Below are 22603 nucleotides of genomic sequence, written 5' to 3'. Positions count from 1 at the left end.
AATCGAATCTAGTTTTTTTAATAGAGAACTCAGGTTTGATCAGTTTCTAAATGTCTGATTAACCATATAGTTAAAGACATAAGGATTAAACTAAAGATTAATAAAATTATAGGTAAATAAGGATGGCTTTGAAAGGGTAAAGCGATATTCATGCCATAAAAACTGGTAATAAATGTCGGTATTGAGAACAGAATCGTCAAAATACTTAGTCGTTTAACATAATTATTTTGCTTTTGAGAATAGATTAAGTCAGAAATATCAATCAATGAATTGATTTCCGATTGAATTGTTTCAAGTTCGTATGTTATTTCTTCAACGCTTAATTTCACGTTTAGATGATCAACATCCAAAAGACAATGATTGGTCTCATAGATAAAAGTGGTAATGTTCTCTAATGATGCTAAGGTAGCTTTTAAATAATGAACATCCTGATTAAGTTTGAGCAGTGTCTCAAGTTCCTCTTTAGAGACGGCACCATCAATTGACTGTTCTTGAATAGACAATAGCCCCTTTATTTTTGATTTTTCTTCAATTGTTTCACTAATAAACTCAACAAGAACATCTTGCAACGACATATCATCAAATAATTCACCGTGGGAATCCTTCACGATTGATTGAGTTTCCAGCAAGTTTACACAGTAAATATTATTCGAAATTGGTAAGGATAGCTGTACGGTGTAATCCTTACTATTAGACCGTTCTATCCACATTTTATTAGAATATTTCAAAGCCTTCATTTAACTCACCTCTTATAAGTATTATAACAAAATAACATTGAAAATAATTTAAAATTTGCAATACATAGGCTAGCAATGTATAATATACATAGAGAGACAAGGTAGGTGTAAATCATGAAGCACAATAGAGAATGGTTAAGGACAGGATCACAGTTAATGATATTATCGTTAATTAATGAACAAGATCGTTATGGTTATGAGATTGTTCAGGAATTAGAAAAGCGTTCAAATAATATTTTCGAGATGAAAGAAGGGACATTATACCCAATTCTTCACCGATTAGAGAAAAAAGGTTATTTGAAGTCTTACACAAAAACGATGGAAAATGGTCGAAAAAGGAAATATTATCAGATTACAAAAGACGGTGCGAAACAATTGCAAGTTGACAAAGAAACATGGACTGAATTTTCAGAATCCGTCAAAATGGTTGTTGATGGCAAAAGAATGACATTTGATTAGTTTAATCAATAAAAATAGAGTAAAGGGGGCTTGTAATTTATGGGTATCAGTCCAAAACAACAATATATTGACAATATATTAAAAAATGTAAAAAACTATTTTTACCATGAACGAATCAAAAATGAATTACTCGATCATATTGAGTCTAAAATAGATAATTTAACAGACCAAGGACTCTCGATTGAAGAGGCAGAAACAAAAACAATTTTAGAAATGGGTTCAGCAGAAGAAACTGCTATGGAATTTAATCAAATATATAAATTCCATCATGATCTTATGGTCATTGTTTCGCGACTCATGTTCATGGTTGGGGTTGTTGTATTTATCACTCAGATTCTCTGGCCACTGGGAAGAATCTATAAAGAGAGAATTGATGATCTAAAGATCATGAATAACTTCACTCAGCAAATAATTGAACTAAAACATCTAGAAAGCAACAAAGTCAATATTAAAATTAATTTAGGAGATGATGTGATAAAAATTGACCGTATTCTTTGGAGCCACGATTCAGATGATCTTATCCTAAGAAAATCCCCGAATTTTTCGTTACAACGTGTTTCATTTAAGACTCAGTCCTACTATTATCCCTATAATTATTGTTCTGAAGAAGGGTGTAATAGTGGTGTAGAGATTGAGGTGCCGAATCAGTATTATCAAGGTTTTGAAGAAGAGACAATTATTTATTTACATGGTGAGTATTTTTTAACGATCAAAGATGGTAAAAAACTGGATGACCTCAAATTTACATTATATTCTGGTGACAGTATTTCAGAATTAAAGCAACAAGTTCAAATTGATGATATTCCTAACTTGATTGGGGTGAAACCATGAGTAAAACACGAAAATCAATCATATATTTTAGTGTTGGAGCAATTCTTATCTTCATGAGTTTATGGCTTTTAGAGTATAGACTCCATCCTCAACAGGTGGTAGATTTGGAATTTGAGAGAAATAATTTAAAATCTGGAACGTTATTGCATGAGTTTAAAACAAAAAAAGTACAATACAGATTGTATGAAACAGATGACTACTATGTTTGGATGGGGATTTCTAAAACAGGTTTTTTATGGCGAAATGATCAAAGTAAAGTAAATCCTATTCATAATGAAACTTTTGGGGAAATGGCGGGAAGTTTCATCATAAAAGAAAAAGAAAATAATATTTTACTTTATTTCAATGATTATCAAGATACGTCTGTCTACCATGAAGATGATCCAAACAATGCAAGAACATTTCTTGCCATTAATAATGCTAAAGAAAATATCATGGTTAGTTATGATGGCGAATCTTTTAAAAACAACCCAATGAATAAGAAGGACGGAAAAGTGTCCATTCTAAAAGAAAGTCCAACAAAACAAAAATACAATGTTTTTAAAGATGTTGAAGATTATTACTTTAGTAATACGTTTGAGTTCTATACGGTCGATGGTAAAACATATAAAATAAATGATGATGTTCGACTCTTCAATGAATATACGATTGACCAGGAATCAAAATCAAAAATCTGTTTCAGAGAAACATGTAAAATTCATGATGAAAGTAGTGGGTATGAAATGATTGATAGTACCCTTGCTTCGATGTGGTTTGAGGAAGACAAGGTTTATGATTTTATCGATTCGTTAGAAGAAATAGGTAGTTTGGAATTAAAAAATCTTGATAATTCAAATGTTATATTTAAAATGATGAAAAATAATAACAAATACTATTTCGTCAATGAAACAAAAAAAGAACTCTCTCTTAAAGAAGATGATGTTGGCTATAATGATCTTGTTTATCGAGTTTATGATGGTAAAGTCAAGATGATTCTTAAATTCTTTGATGAGCAATCACAATGAGAGGAGGATGAGTTGATTGTTAATGTGTGCAGTAGAGGTAAGTCTATCGTTAAGAGATTCTCAAGTCCACTCGTTAAAAGATAAACGGAGGATAGTTTCAGCAATTTTAGCTAAAACATCACAGAAGTTTAATGTATCTATTTCAGAAATAGCAGAGCATGACAATCTCAATGAACTTATTCTTGGTATTGTGAATGTATCTAGTTCAAAACGTCAAAGTGAACAGATCATTCAAAGGTGTTTAAACTTTATAGAACATCAATTCAATTATGATATTATTGATGTTTATTATGACATATAAAAATCGGTGATTTTCAACAATCACCGATTTTGTATTTACTAAATAAATTCTATAATTCTATAGGAACCATCATTCCACTCAATCCCTGCAATATCATCAAACGAATTAAAGCCGTTAATCTTAACAAACTGCTCGAGTTTTTCAACAGTGCACCCAACATGCTTTAAGTTATCAAAATAAACGACCTTATCGATTATGAGTGGGATAATTGTATTATCATCATTACTTTTACTAATAAACGTTACTTGTCCGTTTTGTTCAATGGTTGCTCTTGAAATGGTTTTAATATCATAAACATTTTGAATTTTTAATTTTAGATATAAGTCTGGAAGATTGATTTTTGCTTTTTCAATTCCTGAACGAATTATTTTTCCATTTTCAATAACGTCAATCGCTTGTCCATCGATTAACGAACGAACAACGGCTGATTTTTTTCGCAAATATGTAATCGATAGAGTTAGAATACCCCAAATCGTTAAAACAAAAATAAAATCTATAATTTGAATTGATTTATTAAAAAGAACGCTCCCGACAATGCCACCAAGAATATAATTATTGATTTGATCAAATGGTGAAAGCGGCGCAAGATTCCCTTTCCCTGACCATTTCATGATCATAATTGCATAAGTAATTCCAATCATAAGTTTTATAGTAACATGTATATAATCCATTATCTTCTCCTAATTGTTGATCGGTATGGAAATAAGAACCTCAAACTGTTGATCAAATACTTCAAATTTAATCAAACCATCATGTTCCTCTACAATTTTTTTTATTTGATTGACACCTAAACCATCGTGGTTTAATTTACTTGATTTTAAACCTTTATTAATGGCATGATCAAAAGGATTTTTTATACTGACATCAAGCCAACTGTCATTCCAAATTGCAGAGTGAATAGTAATGGAGCGTTTTGAGTGTTCGAGTTTACTGACGGCTTCATAAGAATTCGTTAGAAGATTTGAAAAAAGACGAATTGACTCAAACGGATCAATGTTCGTAATGTCCCAGATAAGGAGGCACTTAAAATCAATGTGGGATTTAAGACACAACTTATTAAAGTTATATAAGTAAGTATTTAATAATTCATGATCGCTGAAGTTAATTTGATCTTTCGTGTTTTTATCAATTTCTTCATTTAGCTCACTTAACATCTGTTGATAAGAATCAGAGTCACGATCAAGCGATTCAAAGTGATTCGCCAATTGTTTTAAGTCATGCCTGAGTGATTGAATGTTTTGCTCCATTTGATTTAAATCATCTTTACGAATTCGATCACTTGTTAAATGATCCTGTAAGATCGTTAAATTATCACTATCGACCGTTAACCTGATATAGTCTAATAATGAAGAAAACAGATAATGATTGAGGAATAACCCTAAAATAATTGCAATAATAATTATGATGTAAACATCTCCCTTGAATGTACTAAGATTTTCTTGCAAAAAGACAACAACCAAAGAACTGTATGATATTTTTACTGCGTTTAAAATTAATAAGTGATGTTTAGTTGTTTTATTTGAAATTTGTTGAAGAGGTGGTAATATTTTTTTATATAACCACGCCATCACTCCGATGCCAATCACAAAGACAAGTAACAAAAGAACTGATACAGTCTTTAACCCATAAAACATAAAGAAAATAGCACTCTCATTTGTTATCAAACCAAATAATGTTGAAAAAAACATAAGAAGAAACAGCAGTAGAAAGCTTAGGTCAACCGCAAGACTTAGGTGAATAAAATTAGAGTTTTTATCACTGTTTAATCTGTAATTTATGTAACCGATAAGGGTGAAAACAGGTCCAATAAAAAACAAAATGAAGTAGTATTTGATAACGTACTTAATCAAAAAAACACTCACTAAAAATGAACACGATAACTTCAGTATGTTAATGAAACTCATTGATTTTGACTGATCAGTTCTCAAATACTTGTAACTGATGTATATAGGGAATGCCCATAGGTATAATAATAAAAATGTATAGGCGATTATTGTCATAATACCAACTCCTAATGGTGATTATCATCATCTCTTACTCTTATTGTGCAACAAAATGTATACAATTGCAACGAAAGTTGAAAAAAGCATGACGGTTTGTCACGCTTAATCTTTGTATGTAAATGTTTTATGAGCAAATAGACGAACCAATACAATTGAACACAATGTGTATAAAACAAAGAAAACACTCATATAAATAAAACTTTGGGGTTTCGCAAGAAATTCTGAACTATTAAATACAAAGAGATAAATGATAATTTTTGATAAATTATACGGAATAGATTTAGCCTCTAGTTTTAAATTGAAAGGAGAAAGTAGGTAATACATAAACAAGTAATGGAGATTAAAAAACATTGAAATGATGAAGAGATTGATAATAAATGAGAAAAGGTTAAGGGTACTGGAACTTGGAACCATAACTTTCCAAATGATTAAGAAGACTGTTAAGGTCATCACAGGAACAATTCCAATGTAGATAGAGGATTTAACCCTTGAGAGGTACTGTCTCCAAATCACTTCCTTACGACGATAAAAAGAATAATGTAAAAGGCTATAGTCAGCGTTTATATAATAAGCTTGTGTGATTTTTTCACCGATATTCGTAAAGTAATAAAAGAGTAGAAAAGCTTTGGTAAATAAAAAATAGACTGATTCAAACACGTCACCATCGCCCAAAATTGCTTTAGCATTCGGGTCAATGTTTTGTATATAAAAGAGTAGACCAGTTAATAAACATGCAAAGGAAAAAACAAGAAATGTTAATATTTTTAAAGGTTTTAACCAAATCCGTCGATGTCGATTCATAAATAAATTATTAAAGTATGAATAGCCTTTTGATTGAGTCAGATAAGATTGACTTGCCTCAACATCTACCTCTTGATCCACTTGGACATGAGTAAGTGACTGATTACTGACTGTCGCTAATAGTTCATCCGCATTTCGAATATTTTGTATCATAATTGTATTGATAAATTCTGATGTTTTTAACTGTTGATAATCATGTTGTTTTCGTAAGATGTAAAGTAACATACTCATCAAAGCGATTGAAAATTTTAGATAAGTGTTCAATTTTGATAAAGACAATAAAAATATAAAACAACTAAAGAGAATCATTTGTCCTGTTTTTAATAAGGTTGTCCGACCCTTTTTGTGTTTGTGGAAATATGAGAGAGTATCAATTTCGCCATAATAACAAAAAAACGCTACAAATATCACACCTGCTAGTGCAAGGGGGAAACTTTTACCTAGAATTATAAATGCAAAAAACACAATACAAGCATACACGATTCGATCGACGAAAATTTGAAATAAGCTCGCTTGATACACTTCTAAAAAAGGAATTTTAAAGGATAAGAGACAAAGTTTTTTTGTTTTGGAAAACTGCAAGGCTTTACTCTCATAATTACCTAAATATAAAAACGTTAACCAAACCGAAAAAAGAATATTTTTCTGGTTTAAATTTAGCCAACTTTGATTAAAGAAAGACATCGACTTGATGAGTGAGTCAAGGGTAGAGGCAATGAATAGCACCATTAGCATATAAAAAAATTTAAAAACAAACAATTTAATTATTGACAAAACCTTATAGACTTTGACATAGCTATCCTTTTTTGAATAATCTGAATAGACATAAGGAGAAACAAAGGGTTTTGTAAGAAAAAATTTACTTAAATAATATAAGAACGTGTTCACGCCTAAGCGATCATGGATCTTTTGGATAGTTTTATTGTGATTCATGGTTTAGTTTCTCCATAATTTCAGCTTCAAATTCTTCATTGCTTAAACGATCAACTTCAAGTTCCTCTAATTGACCATTATGAAGAATTACAATTTTATCACAGATATCCGTTGCAATTTGCAGGATGTGAGTTGATAAAATCATAATGCACGATTCTTTAATGTTTATTAATTCTTTTTTCATTTCCATAGATGCAACAACATCGAAAGAGGTGAGGGGTTCATCCAATAATAAGATTTTTGGTTTAATTAAGATTAAACATAACATCTGAAGTTTGTTTTTCATCCCAGTCGAGTAATCTTTAATTAAACGATGGCGATCATCTGTTGTAAATTGAATACGATCAAAATACACATCGATATCATTTCTATTTAATCCTTTAGATTCGTGTATATCGGCAAAAAACACCATGAATTCATAGCCAGTCATAAAGTCTGGTAACATGGGGGTTGTATAAACAAAACCAACATCTTGATTTGTGATGTCTTGATTATCATCAAAGTAGATTCTTCCGCTATCACACTTGATTTCTTGACTTATGCAATTAAAGAGCGTTGTTTTACCAGAACCATTTCGCCCCAATAAACCATAAATTTTGCCTTGTTCAAATGAAAAATTCACGTCATTCAAGACGTGGTGTTGATCAAAACGTTTATTTAAATTTTCAATTATAAGTTTCATATGTTCTCCCTTTACTTACTTAACTAAGACAATGATACAATAATATCCTCTAATCATCAATAATAAGCGATTAAATTGTTGGATTTATTGCTATAATAGAATATGAACAACTAAAATAGAAGTGGAGCAGAGTATGATGTATAAAATGATATTAATGGATATGGATGGTACTTTGTTAAATTCAGATAAAAAAATTGACAATGAAACAAAAAACGTTCTAAAAAAAATGCAAGCTGCAGGAACACGGATTGTCTTAGCTTCAGGGAGACCAACAAAAGGAATGTATGATTATGCACTTGAATTAGAAATGGATCGTTTTGATGGTTACCTTATTTCTTACAATGGTGCTTGTTTGTACTCGATGAAAGAAGATAGAATTATTTGGGATCGATACTTACAAATTAATGAAGTCAAAGAAATACTGGCTCATTTAGAACAATTTGACGTCATCCCAATGCTAAATGACGATAGGTATATGGTTGTTGAAGATGTGTTTAAAACAATTGAAATTGAAGGGGATCTAACATTTAACGTGATTGAATATGAGTCTCGAGGTGGAGGGTTCTTGCTCTTTGAACAGGCTTCCCTTCAAGACTGGGTGAAGAGCCCTTGTTATAAAGTATTGGTAGCAGGAGACGAAACGTATTTACAAACAGTTCAGGATGACCTGGCTTTGCCATTCATTCAAAAGTACACGTGTGGATTTACTGGGTCGTTTTATTATGAATACACAGCGATTGGTGCAGACAAGGGGCAAGCCTTCGACCACCTCTTAGATTACCTTAAAACTAATAACAAAGAGACCATAGCTTTTGGTGATGGTATGAATGATATCAGTTTACTCAAACGAGTTTCTGTATCGGTTGCAATGGAAAACGCACCTCAAGAAGTTAAGCACTATGCAGACTATATCTGTGAATCCAATGATGACCAAGGAATTGCAAAGTTTTTATTGAAATAGAAAAAGAGGAAAAAACGTGAATATACAAAAATTAGGAAATACAGAAATTAAAGTTGTCCGTCTTCGAGATGACTTAGACTTAGATTTGGAAGAAATTGTTCCGATTTATTCAGACCAGGATAAAAAGATTGTATTAGTTAAAGGAGAAAATCAAGCAAAAGTGTTCATTTGTTATGTGAAACAAAACGAATATAAAGTGTTAACACAGTTTGAAGAAGGGGACCTTGACAGCCTTCGCATTGATTATCTTAATGATTCTCTTTTAACTTATGAATATTTTAACGAAGATGTCCTGTCTGTGGGTGTGATTGATTGGATAAAAAATTCAAAGGAAGAATTGTATCAAACAAAAGAGGATGAAGAAGTTTTGGTTTTATCACCAAACTATGTGTTGGTTAAAAATGCGCGTGAAGCAGGATTTTTTGAAGCGGATACATGGCATTATGATCTGGAAAAAGAACATATTTATCTCCATGATGTTTTGAGCAAAGAGAGCTATGAGATACTTGATCATCGCCTTAAGGATTCGTTTTTTACAAAGTATAATTATTTTTTATCCAAGCATAACAATTCGATTCATCTCATGCATGTACCTTATAATAAAGACCCTTACGAAGAGGAAATTAATTTCCACAATAATCAAGGGTCAAACGATGTTATTTGTTCAATCGATATAAAAACATTAATTGAATCACTCAAAGATCAAGCGAAAGAATTAAGTTTAGATATAATAAAAGAATTGCAGGCGTATGAGTTTGTTTTTGAAAATAATAATCAAGGATATTTATACTATAACTTTAAAGACAAAGTGGTTAAATCATGTAAAATTGAACATGGAGAATATCAAGAAACAGGGAAAGCATTTAATTATACGCAAGTTCCTCAATTGATGGACTTAGCCTTTGTTCAAAATGAATTTGTTTATTTCGATGAGGGCAACACTGTGTTTATTGACAGAGACTATCATCCAATCGAACATGGACTCAAAGATACATTTATAGCTTTTGATTCAAATTACTATGTTTTTAGTTCTTGGACAGAGGATTTTGAAGCAGATCTTTATGAAGATTGGCTGATTGTTAGAGATGTTACCGGTAAAATTCATCATAAGGAAGTTGGCTATGCAGTCTATGATCAAACACTAAATTTATTATTTATCTTATAAGAGAGCATATGATTTGAAAGTATCTCAAATTTTAGATATTATCAAACTAGATTGGAGAAGAAGATGGACGAGACCTTAAGTTTAAAACTATTTGTTGTCATGTCAAAAGCGATGAAATCAGTTGAACAAGCTGTTGAAAAAGAAATAAAAAAACTAGGTATAAGTCCAAGTGAGTTTGGTATTTTGGAAGTCCTGTATCATAAAGGGGAGCTGCCAGTGCAAGAGATTGCTGAAAAAATCCTAATATCCAGTAGTCGTATTGCTTATACACTAAAACAACTTGAAACTAAAAATTTAATCAAGCGCCGAAAATGCAATGTCGATGGCCGTGTATTTCACATAAGTTTATCGATGAATGGGTTAAATTTAATGGACGATGTTTTTATAAAACATAAACAAGATTTAGTTAGAATATTTTCTGTGCTCAATGATGATGAAAAGAAAACAATGATAGAATCATTAAAAAAACTAGGTTTATCGATCTGAAACTTCAATATATTTGAAAAGGAGATTGTATGAAAAATACAAATTTAGCAATTATTGTTTACTCAATGAGTGGAACAAATTATCAAATGGCAAAATGGGCCAAGGCAGCAGCCGAAGAAAAAGGGGCAAATGTCAGACTTGTAAAAGTTCAAGAACTAGCACCTGACGCAGTAGTTCAAGGGAATGAAGTTTGGAAAAATACAACTGAAATGATGAAAGATGTTGCACTTGCTTCATCAGATGATATTGAATGGGCAGATGCTATTATTTTCTCAGCACCAACACGTTTTGGAAATGTTCCATCACAATTAAAGCAATTCATTGATATTCAAGGTCCAATTTGGAGTCAAGGTAAAACAATGAATAAAGTTGTTTCAGCAATGACAAGTGCTGGCAATATGCACGGCGGTCATGAAGCAACAATTGTCTCTCTTTATACAAGTATGATGCACTGGGGTGCAATTATAGTACCACCTGCATATACAGATGAAGTAATCTATAAAGCAGGTGGAAATCCATACGGAACAAGTGTTACGGTGGATCAAAATGGTCAAATGATTGAAGATGTTAAAGATGCAGTTTATCATCAAACTGTTAGAACTCTTGAAATTGCCAATAAAGTTAAATAATAATTAAAGGAGCTGATGCTCCTTTTTCATTTTCTTTTTACAATTGTATCCTTTAGATATGGTATAATTAGCACAGGTTTAGGTGATGAGATGAGGTATTTTTTAGATTATGTGGTCATTCTTTTAATTATTTTTTATGGTGTTAGACCCAAAATGGCAAGATTAGATAGGAAAGAACAGGTGCTGCTCTTTCTTTTTAGCGCTTATTTGATTGGTGTTTATGCCGTTACGTTAATGCCGTTTAGACCCTTGAGTCATCTTTGGTCATCAGGTTTTTCTTTTTCATTGCATACTGAAGCTTTCGGTGATGTTATCAATTCTCGAGGGCCGGCAATGCGCGAAGTGTTACTTAATATAATCATGTTTATGCCGTTTGGTTTTTTATTCCCAATAGTTCAAAGTGAACTTAAACATAAAAAAGTTACCTTTCCTAAAATAACGGTCTATTCATTGATGTTTAGTTTACTTATCGAATTTTTACAGATGTTTAACACATCAAGATCAAGTGATATCACAGATTTAATAACCAATACGATCGGTGGAGTCATTGGCTATATGCTATACTTTATTATCGCAAAACCGCTGCTAAATGAACTAAAAGGGGAGAATAAAATATGAAAAAAATTATGACATCAATTATTATTTTACTCGCATCACTTTCAATGGTGGTATTTATTAATACGTATACTGTGAATGATCTTCGCACTGAAGCGTCTCATGCTTTAGTTGAGAAGGCTATTGATCAAGGAATTGATCGCTTAGTCGCAGAAATTAATGCCATTATTCCCTTGCAACAGGAAGAATCTGTGCTTACGCTAAAAACGAAAATTAAAGAAGATCCTGCCGTGAATTCATTAATTGATAAATATTCATTAATTATCATTCATGACCTTGCAAGAGAAGAAATTGATACATCGATCAATGAGGATGTCCAAGGTGTTTTAAAAGAATATAATAAAGAGATAGTCGGGTTAACTGGAGATTTAATCAATCCAGCATACAGTGAAATCATTATAGATCAAGTCGTGAAACGAATAGATTTTGATGATGCTTATCGTCAAGGTTTAGAAACTGTAAAGGAAAAAACTGGACCTGATAAACTTAAAATGATTAAAGCCATTGACTTTTTCTTTGCAAATATAAAAGACATTCGGTTGATGAGCGGTATCATCACCATGGTTTCGATGGTATTAATCATTTTTATCAATAGGGAATTAAAGAAAATACTTCAATCCTTTGGGTTGATTGCAGGCTTAGCATTCCTGCTGAATCTTGGCACCTCATTGATTGCGAAGGGGCTTTTAAATAAGATAGATCCAGGACTTGCGGCCCAGGTCAATATATCAATTATCAATCCGTTTACATTAACGTTATTAATCGTCATGGTTATTTCTATAATCCTAAAAAATATACTAAAATCACGAAGTCAAGGATAAAATTTGGCTTCGTGTTTTTTTTATTGTTGAGATTTTAGACTTTCTAATATAGATGTATAGTTGTATTGTTCAGCATAATCAATGGCACTTTTTTGGCTATTGTCTTGAAGAGTCGGATCAGCACCATGTTCTATGAGTAACTTTACAATATCTTGATATACTTCAGAACCATCCCCCAATGCTACAGCTTCAATTAGTGCGGTATATCCGAAATTATTTTGAAGGTCGATGGGCTCTTTTCCATAATCTAAAATTAGACGAACAGTGTCAATATGACCTTTTTCGGCAGCAGGAATCAATGTGTTTCCGCCATAACGATTACGGATATCATAATCAATTTCAGCATTTTGATACATATAGTCCAAAATCTCAAGACGACCTTCAGCGCCTGCATAAAGATATGGCGTGTCGTGGAGTGAATCGAGCATATTAACGTTTGCCCCTTGGTCAATAAGATATTTTGCTGTTTCAATATCATTACTTTGAACAGCAATCATTAAAGCATCTGATTTGTTCTGAGTGTTTATATTCTGTGTGTTTGACACAATAACGTCCTCCTTATTATGATTTGTATAAAAATATATTCCAAACACCAGTATGATTAAGAAAAGTGATAAAAATATAAATACCTTATTCATTGATTAAAGTTCCTTTAACCATAACTTTTCGATCAAATTTTATACGGGCAATAAGCTCGGCACTGCATGATGCGTTGGTAAATAAAATACTTGCTTCGTCATTTAAAACAGGCCATTGTCTTACGCCGTTTTTATCAAGAGGTGTTACACCTCCGGTGACATATTTTAGGCTTTGTGAAAGGCCAAACTCATCAACTCTTTGAAAAACCTCGGCTCCTCGACTGCTTCGCTCAATTAAATCACCGCTTCCAAAAGGGGACCAATGATCATTAATGTTATCGTTAATGATATTACACTTAACATTATATTTATCTAAAAGAGGCAAAGGAGGCTTTGAAGTGTTAAGCGGAACCGTTGTATTAATAGTGATGTTTAATGAACTTAATGATTGAAGCGTTGCCTTCAAATCTTGTTCATTGAAGTCGCCTAGACAATAGGCATGACTAATTGCGACTTTACCTTCAAAACTGTGTGCTTGAGTTCGTTTAATAATCTCGTTGATTTGCCACAAACCTAAAGTTCCCCGGTCATGCAAATGAATATCAATTTTTTTATCGTATTTCTTTGCTAAAGAAAAGGTCGTATCTAATACTTGAATGGCGTCACCATCTAAACTTGCTGGATCAACACCCCCAAGTGTACTTACATAGGGTAATGCTAAGGCTTCTTCTATAAGATGAACAGATTTTAGAAAGCCATGTTGAGGGAACACGACAAGGTCGTAGTCTAGTTTGTAACGGTTATCTTCTAATACTGAGTAAATTTTTTCTAGATTTTGTAACTGAATAATGGGGTCGACGTTAACATGAACTTTTAAATAAGTTGCTCCAAAAGAACAAACGAGATCGATTAAGGCTTGAGCTCGTTCTTTACTTGTTTCTAAAAAATCATTCAAAAAAAGTTCTTCCTCTTTAATTCGTTCTTCAACAGAATTTAGATCGATAACTGATTGCCAAGGACCGCCATAATGAATCTTATCTAAATGAATGTGGTGATCTTTTAAGGCAGGCAATGCTAAATAGCCATTCATATCAACGCCCCCCTCAACAAAGCCTTCTTTAATGTCTTTAATAAGACCCTGTTCGATAAAAAGCGACATGTAAGTTGTATTTGTTTGATTATTGCTTAGACTTTCTTCTAAACGTAAATTTGTATACCACATAACGATCATCCTTTCCTCTCTCTTTAAGAAAATTGTAAACAATTAACGAAAGACTAGCAAATAAAGTGAATGTGAAAGTTTTGTGTTAAGGTGTTAATTTATAGCATACACGACTTCATTCATGACAATTTCCGCTTGGAAAGGATTTTTTAAACGATAATAAAGATGTAATAAAACGATTTGTAGAATTTATACATAAAGATAGGAGACAGTAAATGAAAAAAGTTGTTTTGATTGGAGCGAATCATGCAGGAATAGCTGCTGCAAATACTCTGTTGGATACATATAAAGACTGTGAACTGACAATCTTAGATCGAAATACAAACCTTAGTTATCTAGGATGTGGAACGGCTTTATGGGTAGGGCATCAAATTCCGTCATCGGATGCGTTGTTCTATACAAATAAAGATGACTTCATTGCAAAAGGTGCAAACATTAAGATGGAAACCGATGTAAAAGAAATTGACTTTACTAATAAAAAAGTCCGTTATAGTGATAAAGATAATAACGAGACAAGCATTGATTATGATAAGTTAATTTTAGCAACCGGTTCAATTCCGATTGCGCCTCATATCGAAGGTAATGATAAAGAAGGGATCCATTTTGTAAAACTATTCCAAGATTCACAAAAAGTGGATGCACTCCTTGATCAGAAACATGTTAATAATGTCGTGGTTGTTGGTGCTGGATACATTGGAGTTGAAATGGCAGAAGCTGCCCGACGACGCGGAAAAAATGTTCGTGTTATTGAAGCAGCAAATACGTGCTTGAGTTCATATTACGACGAAGAGATTTCTGATGAAATGAACAAAGCAATGTCAAAGCAAGGTATCAAATTAAATTATGGTGAAAAAGTTGTGGAATTCAAAGGCGATGACCAAGTATCGCATGTGGTAACTGATAAAGGGACCTACGATGCTGAACTTGTTATTCTTGCCATTGGATTTAGACCAAACAACGAATTAGGGAAAGATCATTTAACACTTTTTGATAATGGTGCTTATCTTGTAGATTTACATCAACAAACAAGTGATGATGATGTTTATGCGGTTGGAGATTGTGCAACAATTTACTCCAATGCACTTCAAAAAACGACCTATATCGCACTGGCTACAAACGCAGTTCGTTCAGGTATTGTAGCGGGCCATAATGTTGGAGGTACGCCTTTAAAATCACTAGGTGTCCAAGGGTCAAATGGAATCTCAATTTATGGATACAACATGGTTTCAACCGGTTTAAACACTCAAGCTGCAAAAGATGCAGGTTTTGATGTCGTTTCAACAGAATTTAAAGATTTACAAAAACCAGGATTCATGGATGATAACAATGACGTCATGATTAAGATTTTATATGATCGAAACTCTCGTCGTCTTTTAGGAGCTCAACTTGCTTCATATACGGATATATCAATGGCCATCCATATGTTCTCGCTCGCAATTATGAAAGAAGTGACGATTGAAGAAATTCAACTCTTAGACATTTTTTTCTTGCCACATTTTAACCAGCCATATAATTACATTACAATGGCTGCACTCTCAGCAAGCGAATAAAATATCCCCCCCCCCTTCAGACTCTCACGTTAACGTGAGGGTCTTTTTCATATAAAAAGTTCGATACTTAAATTATAAAGTACCGTACTCTTCTTGATATAACAAGTAATTAGTTTCCGAAACACAGTAATGGTTATTGATACAAAAAATAATGTATAAATCCCGTTTTACTTTTGGATAGAGAGGCGCATTACCACTCAATGTCAAAATACGATTAGTATTCTCCACATTACATTTCGCTACGAGGCAAAGCTGAATGACTTTATCGCGACCAGGTTTTTTTGAACCATCAAATATCTGATAGGCATAGGTGCGATCTATGGTGGTTTGCTGTATTACATCTGCTTTGTTATAGTTTAAATCTTGATAAAAACTATTCAATAAGTCTAGAAAAGATAGAGATTTGATGTTTTTTTCAATTGTGTCTAAATCATCTCTTGAAGAATGTTTTAAGGCATGTAGCAAATTTTCGGTATCGTTTTTAATTTCAATCATCTCCCTTAGTATAATCTTATGATACAATGTTTATATGAAAAATAACACAAAACAAGCAAAAACACTAATAAAAGAAAACTATGCTAAGAAAATCTATTTAATTGAGACTGATAGCTTTAAACATGTTGTTAAAGAATATTATCAGCATGACAATGAAAATATTTATCAAATTCTTTTAAAATACAGTCATCCTAATATTGTCCCAATATATAAAGTTGATCGAGATGAAACAAAGATTATTGTTCACGAGAAGTATATAGGAGATATCACATTATCGGATATATTACCAATTAATAACCATGATATGTTATTAAATGTGTTATTGCAGATTTGTGATGGACTACTATTTCTCCATAGCCATGAGATCATTCACCGTGATTTGAAACCTGATAATATTTATTACTTGAATGGAAATGTTATTATCAATGACTTTGATATTGCTAAAATTGATGAAAATAAACATAGGAATAAAGATACGCATATGTTTGGCAGTGTTGGATTTGCTGCGCCAGAACAATATGGTTTTTCAAGGACGGATGAAAGAAGTGATATCTATAGTTTTGGTGCATTAGCTCAGTATCTTATGACAGGAGACCAAAATCAACCGATATCTAAGAAAAACCCCTTGAAGCCTATTGTTGATCGATGTATGGAAATCAATCCAGACGAGCGTTACGGTGATGTTAATGAATTAAAATTAGATTTGGAAAGAATTAAACTAGGTAAGTCCCAATATGCATTACCAGGATTTAGACGAGGAATTAAAAAGAATAAAATTATAGCAAGTATTGTGTATATCATTTTTATTCTTTTAGTTTTGGTTGCTGAAGATGGTAGTGAAGGCAATGGTCCTAAGAATCATCTTTCTGCGAAAATAGGATTTGCTTTTCTCATGCTTCCATTTTTGTTTATTCCCACAAATTATCTTAATGTTCACCGCTTTGCGCCAAGAAATATTAAGAAGCATAAGTTCATCACAAATTTTATGCTAATCGGAATGTATTACTTTCTAGTATTTGTAATTTTAATGTTTTTATCTCCTTTTTTATAATGTATGCTCTCAGCATACCAATATGATTTCAGATATTGATATAGTTTATAACGAACGGAGGTCAATATGAAAAGAATATTGCTTGCTCTTTTAGTACTTATTTTAATGAGTGCTTGTGCTAGTGAAGAGCGTGAAAAAGAACCTGTAAAAACTGAATTTAAAGTTGGGGAAACCGCAGTCATCGATGACATTAAGATTACATTGAATTCGATGAGAACAGTTAAAGGGGATGAATTTTTGAAACCTGAAGAAGGTACAGAGTGGCTTGCTTTAGATTTTACATTTGAAAATACAAGTGATGAATCGGTATATATTGCTGGAATTATGGATATAACTCTAAAGGATGACGAGGGTAGAGAAAAGGAAGTAAATATTTGGGGAGATAATGATGGTAATCTAGATGGTGATATCCTTCCTGGAGAAAAGATGAGAGGAGAAAAGGGGTTCGTTGTTACAGGCGATGAAAAGGCATTGAATGCTTATTATAAACCAAGTTTTAGCAGTAAAGATCCTCTTAAATTTATTGTAAAATGACAAAGAACAAGAAAAACAAACTTTTATTAGTTTCTAGTATTTTAACAGTCCTTTATATAATTTATATTATTTACTATATGGCAGGAAATTTAGGTGCGGGGAGTTCAGCTGAGCAGGCAGGTGCTGCTATTGCTTCGGCTCTTATCCTTCCACATATTTTGGCGACTGGAATTGCTCTTTTATTTAATGTCTTAGCTTGGAGTATGGGGCGTCGAGGCTTTGCTTTAACTTCTGGGATTATGTATGGAGTTGCGATGCTATTATTTCCATTTTACTTTATGTTTGTCATTATCCAAATGATTTTAACATTTGTTGCGTTTGCCAAGATGAAGAAAGAATGAGATGGTTATTACAAAAAGCAGGTTGATACTTATTCAACTTGCTTTTCTATGTTTTATCTTCAGGTAGTATCTTTAAATTTTTGACTTGTATGTGTTTTGTATGTATTTATTTTACTTTAGCTATGAAAAAAGCCACTCTAGAGTGGCTTTGATTATCTATTGGCAGGGGTAGCAGGACTCGAACCCACATTAACGGTTTTGGAGACCGTTGCTCTACCATTGAACTATACCCCTGTATTTGCTGCCTATAAATAATAACATAACGATATATCAATTTCAAGATGATTTTGCTATAATATTTAAAGAGGTGTTTATATATGAAAATCATTATGGATGAGCATGCAATCAAACGCTCAATGGTACGTATGTGCCATGAAATTATTGAAAAAAATAGAGGGTTAGAGAAGGTCGTTTTACTTGGGATTGAAACTCGGGGTGCAACTTTAGCATTCAGAATGGCAAAACTATTAAAAGAATTTGAAAATGTAGATGTGCCAGTGGCTTCTTTAGATGTTAGTTATTGGCGAGATGATATGAAATCAGACAGTGAAGCATTTCGTTTACCAATTTCGGTCCAAGATCGAGTGGTTGTTTTAGTTGACGATGTCTTATATAAAGGAAGAACGGCACGGGCAGCGATGGATGGCATTGTCTACAATGGTCGTCCACGTCAAATTCAGTTGGCAGTACTTGTTGATCGTGGTCATCGTGAGTTGCCAATAAGGGCTGATTTTGTGGGGAAAAATATTCCAACAAGTTTAAATGAAAAAGTTCGGGTTAAACTTGTGGAAGATGATAAAGACGAAGCAGTTTTATTATTCTAAATATAAAACCCCTATGATATGAACAGGGGTTTTATTTCAAGAGAGGAAGGGAAATAATGAGAATTGGATTATTTACGGATACCTATGAACCTGATATAAACGGAGTTGTTATATCGATTAAGACACTGAAAAATGCATTGGAGAAGTTGGGACACACGGTTTATATCGTTACGAATCAGCCCTCTATTACTCAAACATCGTATGACAATAACATTTTAAGGTTGCCAGGTGTAGAGTTAAAGTTTTTATATGGTTATGTGATGTCGAGTCCACTCCATATGCAAGCAATGGATTTTATTGAAGAAATGGATTTGGATGTCATTCATGTTCACTCAGAATTTGGGGTGGGTTTATTTGCCCGCTATGTTTCCAATACGTTGAGTATTCCGCTGATTTCTACGTATCATACAACTTATGAAGACTATACTCATTATGTCAATATTCTAGGATCGAAGATTATGGATCAATTTTCCAAAAAAGCGGTAGCGAAAATGAGTCGGTCATTATCGAAATCATCACAAATTATTATTGCACCTTCTGAAAAAACGAAGTTGATGCTTATGGGTTATGACATTAAAAAAGAAATTGTTGTGATTCCAACAGGATTAGATTTAGAACGGTTTAGAAATATTGATGAAGAAAAGCTTCTTGATATTAAATCTCAATATGTTAAAGAGGGTATTTTTCATTTTGTCTATATTGGACGATTAGCAAAAGAAAAGGGAATTGATGTAGTGCTTGAAGGGTTTGATGCCTTGCTGAAAACAAAGACTAAAGCACGCTTATTGATTGTGGGTGCAGGACCTTCAATGGATGATTTACAAGCTGATGTGAAGAAACGCGGTCTATCAAAAGATGTCGAGTTTATTGGCGCTGTTCCATCCGATGATGTTCCGTATTACTATCACATTGCTGATGCATTTACCTCAGCGTCCTTAACAGAAACTCAAGGTTTAACCTTTATTGAAGCGTTGGCGTGTGGAAAGCCTGTCTTTGCACGCCCAGATGAACCCTTGGAAGGAATTATTATTGATCAAGAAACAGGGTTTCTATTTGAAACATGTGATGAATTTGTTGTGAAAGCACAGGAGTATATTGAGAACCAAGAAGAATTAGAACCTGTATTTAGACAAAATGCTTTAAATAAAGCAGGAAGTTTTTCCAGTGAAGCGTTTGGTTTAGCGGTATTAGACGTTTATCAAAAAGCTTTAGATGTATTTTATGGTCGTTATGAAATTACGGAAATTGAAGATTTGGGTGATGAAGTATCGATTACACTTGATTCAAAAGGGAATGAAGAAATAATGTATGTTGACCCAATCCTTTTTGAAAAAAGAGAATTGGAGGTTGGTCAAGAAATGTCTCGTCATGAGATTGATGAAATACAAGCAGATCAAAATATTTATGAAGGTTATCAGTTAGCGTTAAAGAGAATTAGTATGAAAGATTTCACAAGTTTTGAAATGAGTGAGTACTTAAGCAAAAAGACTGAACTAAGTCCAGATCAAATCAAGGTCGTTATTCAATTATTAGAGAAGCGACGCTTTATTGATGATGAACGATATCTTTATGATCGTGTTGATTATTTACGGGATCAAAACAGAGGAAATCATTGGATATTAGAAGATATGATCAAACGAGGTTATGAGGAAGAAGAAGTCTTATCTATTTTAGAGAACGAGGACTATGACAACTATATTGAACGTGGTGTAAGAAGGGCAGAAAACTTTATGCAAGCTCAAACATCAGGGTCAATTCGCCAACGTGAAGATCGTTTAAAACAACATTTAGTCCGTCAGGGTTATGGCTTTGATGATGTTGGTCAAATACTTAATAACTTAACAGATGATTATGGAAAAGAACTTGAGTTAGAAAGTCTTAGAGATTTAATGATTAAAGCTCAAAGCAGATTTGAGCGACGCTATGAAGGAAAAGAAGTGAAGAACCGAGTCATACGCCATGCCTTATCAAAAGGCTATGACTATGATATGGTTTTAGAGATTATGAAGGAGTTTGAGAATGAAAATTAAAGAATTTACAAAAGGAGAACGTGTTACGATTGCTCTTTTAGTTGGACAAGTCACAAAAGGTGTGACCCAAAATGGAGCGCCTTATTTATCAGTTAATTTCCAAGATAACACTGGTGAAATTGAAGGAAAACTATGGGATGTTAAGCCAGAACAAGAAGAAATCTTAAAGGTTGGTATGATTGTTGAGGTTGATGCTGATGTACTGATGTATCGACAAAATTTACAATTACGCGTTCACCAGGCAAAGTCTTTGGATCAAGATGCTTTTGATCTTAGTGAATTTGTGCAATCATCTTCGTATGATATTACATTTTTAAAAAAGGAAATTGCAGGATTTGTCGAATCGATTGAAGATCCTATCTTAAAGGATTTAGTTGTCGGATGTTTTGCGTTTTATGGGGATAAGTTCTTTCAATATCCAGCGGCGACTCGAAATCACCATGATTTTGTAGGAGGGTTGGCAAGTCATGTCTATGGTATGGCAAAATTAGCAAATTCAATTTGTGAACTCTATCCAATTTATAATCGTGACTTATTGATGGCGGGAGTCTTAATTCATGACATGGGTAAAATTGACGAATATAGCGCACCGATTTTAAGTGAGTACACACCGTTAGGTAAACTTGTGGGTCACATCTCAATCATGCATGCGAATCTTGTTCACATTGCTCGTAATTTGGGGCTTGAAGATACTGAACAAACACTCTTGTTGCGCCACTTACTCTTATCCCATCACGGAGAGATGGAATACGGTTCACCTGTTGTTCCGTTAACAAAAGAAGCCGAGATGCTGAACTTCATTGATAACATGGACGCTCGAACCAATATGTTTGAAAAGTTCTATGATGATCAAGAAGAGGGAAGTTTTAGTCCAAGAATGTTTGCGTTAGGAAATCGAAATTTTTATAAAGCAAAAGGTGTTAAGTAAAAACACTTGACACCGCATTGAGTTATGCTATACTAATAAAGTAAAAATAAATATTCTAGGAGGAATTACGAAATGGCAGTTAAATTACGTTTAAGAAGAATGGGTTCAAAACAAAAACCTTTCTACCGTATTGTAGCGGCAGATTCACGTGCACCACGTGATGGTCGTTTTATCGAAATTATTGGATACTATGATCCAACTACGTCACCAGCAGTTGTGAAGGTTGACGAAGAATTAGCTATGAAATGGCTAAATGTTGGAGCGCAACCATCGGACACAGTGCGTAGTATCTTATCAAGAAACGGTATTATGAAACGTTTCCATGACGAAAAACTTAAGAAGTAATCATGAAAACAATTGAAGATGTTCTTTACGATTTAGTGCTTCCACTTGTGGAAGACGAAAAGAGTTTGAGTGTCCAAAGATTAGCAAGCTTAGATGAAAATGAAATCATTTTAACAATCTATGCTGAAAGCGCAGATATTGCTCGTCTAATTGGTCGTCAAGGTTTTATGGCACAAGCCATTCGCCAAACAATGTCAATTGGATCTAGAGTTTTAGACAAGCGTTTAAATATTAAGTTTGAATCATATTAAGGATGTCTAACAACATCCTTTTTTTG

The 22603-nt window shown here is 33.1% G+C and carries 27 protein-coding genes and 1 tRNA gene; 19 read left to right on the top strand and 9 right to left on the bottom strand.

The window, feature by feature from the left end:
* Positions 1-29: 29 nt before the first annotated feature.
* On the bottom strand, positions 30-737 hold the full coding sequence (locus tag GVV10_RS03615) for a CorA family divalent cation transporter (RefSeq protein WP_159519683.1): 708 nt from the start codon (positions 735-737) through the stop codon (positions 30-32).
* Positions 738-851: 114 nt separating this feature from the next.
* Between GVV10_RS03615 and GVV10_RS03610 the strand changes: the two genes are divergently transcribed.
* From GVV10_RS03610 to GVV10_RS03595, 4 genes are read left to right on the top strand one after another with little or no spacing between them, the layout of a single operon-like run.
* Complete coding sequence (locus tag GVV10_RS03610; RefSeq protein WP_159519681.1) at positions 852-1196, top strand: PadR family transcriptional regulator; 345 nt, start codon at positions 852-854, stop codon at positions 1194-1196.
* Between the two features lie 39 nt (positions 1197-1235).
* A complete protein-coding gene (locus GVV10_RS03605; protein WP_159519679.1) occupies positions 1236-2027 on the top strand; it encodes a permease prefix domain 1-containing protein in 792 nt (263 codons plus the stop codon).
* Complete coding sequence (locus tag GVV10_RS03600; RefSeq protein WP_159519677.1) at positions 2024-3031, top strand: hypothetical protein; 1008 nt, start codon at positions 2024-2026, stop codon at positions 3029-3031. The genes GVV10_RS03605 and GVV10_RS03600 overlap by 4 nt, the downstream gene beginning before the upstream one ends.
* A 22-nt stretch (positions 3032-3053) precedes the next feature.
* The gene (locus GVV10_RS03595; RefSeq protein ID WP_236261857.1) at positions 3054-3332 is read left to right on the top strand and encodes a DUF503 domain-containing protein; all 279 of its coding nucleotides are present in this window, start codon (positions 3054-3056) and stop codon (positions 3330-3332) included.
* 38 nt (positions 3333-3370) lie between these two features.
* On the opposite strand, the gene GVV10_RS03590 is transcribed toward GVV10_RS03595, so the two are convergent.
* The 4 genes from GVV10_RS03590 to GVV10_RS03575 all read right to left on the bottom strand — a co-directional run bounded on the left by GVV10_RS03590 (position 3371) and on the right by GVV10_RS03575 (position 7751).
* The gene (locus tag GVV10_RS03590; protein ID WP_159519673.1) at positions 3371-4003 is read right to left on the bottom strand and encodes a DUF421 domain-containing protein; all 633 of its coding nucleotides are present in this window, start codon (positions 4001-4003) and stop codon (positions 3371-3373) included.
* 9 nt (positions 4004-4012) lie between these two features.
* Positions 4013-4966, bottom strand: a complete 954-nt coding sequence (locus GVV10_RS03585; protein WP_159519671.1) for a GHKL domain-containing protein — start codon at positions 4964-4966, stop codon at positions 4013-4015.
* Positions 4967-5437: 471 nt separating this feature from the next.
* Positions 5438-6367, bottom strand: coding sequence for a hypothetical protein (locus tag GVV10_RS03580; protein ID WP_159519669.1), 930 nt, complete (start codon positions 6365-6367; stop codon positions 5438-5440).
* 688 nt (positions 6368-7055) lie between these two features.
* Positions 7056-7751, bottom strand: coding sequence for an ABC transporter ATP-binding protein (locus GVV10_RS03575; protein ID WP_159519667.1), 696 nt, complete (start codon positions 7749-7751; stop codon positions 7056-7058).
* Between the two features lie 133 nt (positions 7752-7884).
* Between GVV10_RS03575 and GVV10_RS03570 the strand changes: the two genes are divergently transcribed.
* From GVV10_RS03570 to GVV10_RS03545, 6 genes are all read left to right on the top strand, one after another.
* A complete protein-coding gene (locus tag GVV10_RS03570) occupies positions 7885-8712 on the top strand; it encodes a Cof-type HAD-IIB family hydrolase (RefSeq protein WP_159519665.1) in 828 nt (275 codons plus the stop codon).
* 16 nt (positions 8713-8728) lie between these two features.
* A complete protein-coding gene (locus GVV10_RS03565; RefSeq protein ID WP_159519663.1) occupies positions 8729-9877 on the top strand; it encodes a hypothetical protein in 1149 nt (382 codons plus the stop codon).
* Positions 9878-9940: 63 nt separating this feature from the next.
* The gene (locus GVV10_RS03560; protein WP_201289979.1) at positions 9941-10363 is read left to right on the top strand and encodes a MarR family winged helix-turn-helix transcriptional regulator; all 423 of its coding nucleotides are present in this window, start codon (positions 9941-9943) and stop codon (positions 10361-10363) included.
* Between the two features lie 29 nt (positions 10364-10392).
* Positions 10393-10992, top strand: coding sequence for an NAD(P)H-dependent oxidoreductase (locus tag GVV10_RS03555; protein WP_159519659.1), 600 nt, complete (start codon positions 10393-10395; stop codon positions 10990-10992).
* Between the two features lie 90 nt (positions 10993-11082).
* Positions 11083-11610, top strand: a complete 528-nt coding sequence (locus tag GVV10_RS03550) for a VanZ family protein (RefSeq protein ID WP_159519657.1) — start codon at positions 11083-11085, stop codon at positions 11608-11610.
* A complete protein-coding gene (locus tag GVV10_RS03545; protein WP_159519655.1) occupies positions 11607-12428 on the top strand; it encodes a hypothetical protein in 822 nt (273 codons plus the stop codon). The genes GVV10_RS03550 and GVV10_RS03545 overlap by 4 nt, the downstream gene beginning before the upstream one ends.
* Positions 12429-12448: 20 nt before the next feature.
* Here GVV10_RS03545 and GVV10_RS03540 read toward each other — a convergent pair whose 3' ends face one another.
* Positions 12449-12973 (bottom strand): ankyrin repeat domain-containing protein, encoded by a 525-nt coding sequence (locus GVV10_RS03540; protein ID WP_201289978.1) that lies wholly within the window; start codon positions 12971-12973, stop codon positions 12449-12451.
* A gap of 85 nt (positions 12974-13058) precedes the next feature.
* Positions 13059-14228: an amidohydrolase family protein gene (locus tag GVV10_RS03535; protein WP_201289977.1), complete on the bottom strand. Its 1170-nt coding sequence runs from the start codon at positions 14226-14228 to the stop codon at positions 13059-13061.
* A 215-nt stretch (positions 14229-14443) separates the two neighbouring features.
* Here GVV10_RS03535 and nox point away from each other — a divergent pair, with 215 nt between their 5' ends.
* A complete protein-coding gene (gene nox, locus GVV10_RS03530; protein ID WP_159519649.1) occupies positions 14444-15778 on the top strand; it encodes a H2O-forming NADH oxidase in 1335 nt (444 codons plus the stop codon).
* Between the two features lie 72 nt (positions 15779-15850).
* On the opposite strand, the gene GVV10_RS03525 is transcribed toward nox, so the two are convergent.
* Positions 15851-16273: a hypothetical protein gene (locus GVV10_RS03525; protein ID WP_159519647.1), complete on the bottom strand. Its 423-nt coding sequence runs from the start codon at positions 16271-16273 to the stop codon at positions 15851-15853.
* Between the two features lie 34 nt (positions 16274-16307).
* Here GVV10_RS03525 and GVV10_RS03520 point away from each other — a divergent pair, with 34 nt between their 5' ends.
* The 3 genes from GVV10_RS03520 (at position 16308) to GVV10_RS03510 (ending at position 18199) form a co-directional block, all read left to right on the top strand.
* A complete protein-coding gene (locus GVV10_RS03520) occupies positions 16308-17324 on the top strand; it encodes a serine/threonine-protein kinase (RefSeq protein WP_159519645.1) in 1017 nt (338 codons plus the stop codon).
* A 66-nt stretch (positions 17325-17390) separates the two neighbouring features.
* On the top strand, positions 17391-17858 hold the full coding sequence (locus tag GVV10_RS03515) for a DUF4352 domain-containing protein (RefSeq protein WP_159519643.1): 468 nt from the start codon (positions 17391-17393) through the stop codon (positions 17856-17858).
* 77 nt (positions 17859-17935) lie between these two features.
* Positions 17936-18199: a hypothetical protein gene (locus tag GVV10_RS03510; RefSeq protein WP_201289976.1), complete on the top strand. Its 264-nt coding sequence runs from the start codon at positions 17936-17938 to the stop codon at positions 18197-18199.
* 160 nt (positions 18200-18359) lie between these two features.
* Here GVV10_RS03510 and GVV10_RS03505 read toward each other — a convergent pair.
* Positions 18360-18433, bottom strand: a tRNA-Trp gene (locus GVV10_RS03505).
* Positions 18434-18516: 83 nt separating this feature from the next.
* On the opposite strand from GVV10_RS03505, the gene pyrR reads away from it, so the two are divergent.
* The 5 genes from pyrR (at position 18517) to GVV10_RS03480 (ending at position 22577) form a co-directional block, all read left to right on the top strand.
* A complete protein-coding gene (gene pyrR, locus GVV10_RS03500; RefSeq protein WP_159519639.1) occupies positions 18517-19023 on the top strand; it encodes a bifunctional pyr operon transcriptional regulator/uracil phosphoribosyltransferase PyrR in 507 nt (168 codons plus the stop codon).
* A gap of 56 nt (positions 19024-19079) precedes the next feature.
* The gene (locus tag GVV10_RS03495; RefSeq protein ID WP_159519637.1) at positions 19080-21053 is read left to right on the top strand and encodes a glycosyltransferase; all 1974 of its coding nucleotides are present in this window, start codon (positions 19080-19082) and stop codon (positions 21051-21053) included.
* A complete protein-coding gene (locus GVV10_RS03490) occupies positions 21043-21981 on the top strand; it encodes a 3'-5' exoribonuclease YhaM family protein (RefSeq protein ID WP_159519635.1) in 939 nt (312 codons plus the stop codon). Before GVV10_RS03495 ends, GVV10_RS03490 begins: the two co-directional genes overlap by 11 nt.
* Before the next feature lie 72 nt (positions 21982-22053).
* Positions 22054-22326 carry a 30S ribosomal protein S16 gene (gene rpsP, locus GVV10_RS03485; protein WP_159519633.1) on the top strand — a complete coding sequence of 91 codons (273 nt, stop codon included), beginning with the start codon at positions 22054-22056 and terminating at the stop codon, positions 22324-22326.
* A 2-nt stretch (positions 22327-22328) separates the two neighbouring features.
* Entirely contained in the window at positions 22329-22577 is a 249-nt protein-coding gene (locus GVV10_RS03480) for a KH domain-containing protein (protein ID WP_159519631.1), read from the top strand.
* Positions 22578-22603 lie beyond the last annotated feature (26 nt).

It is taken from the genome of Erysipelothrix urinaevulpis (assembly GCF_009828835.1).
GTDB classification, from domain to species: Bacteria; Bacillota_I; Bacilli_A; order Erysipelotrichales; family Erysipelotrichaceae; genus Erysipelothrix; species Erysipelothrix urinaevulpis.
The sequence above is the reverse complement of the archived record's forward strand: the minus strand, read 5'-3'. Positions and strand labels throughout refer to the sequence as shown.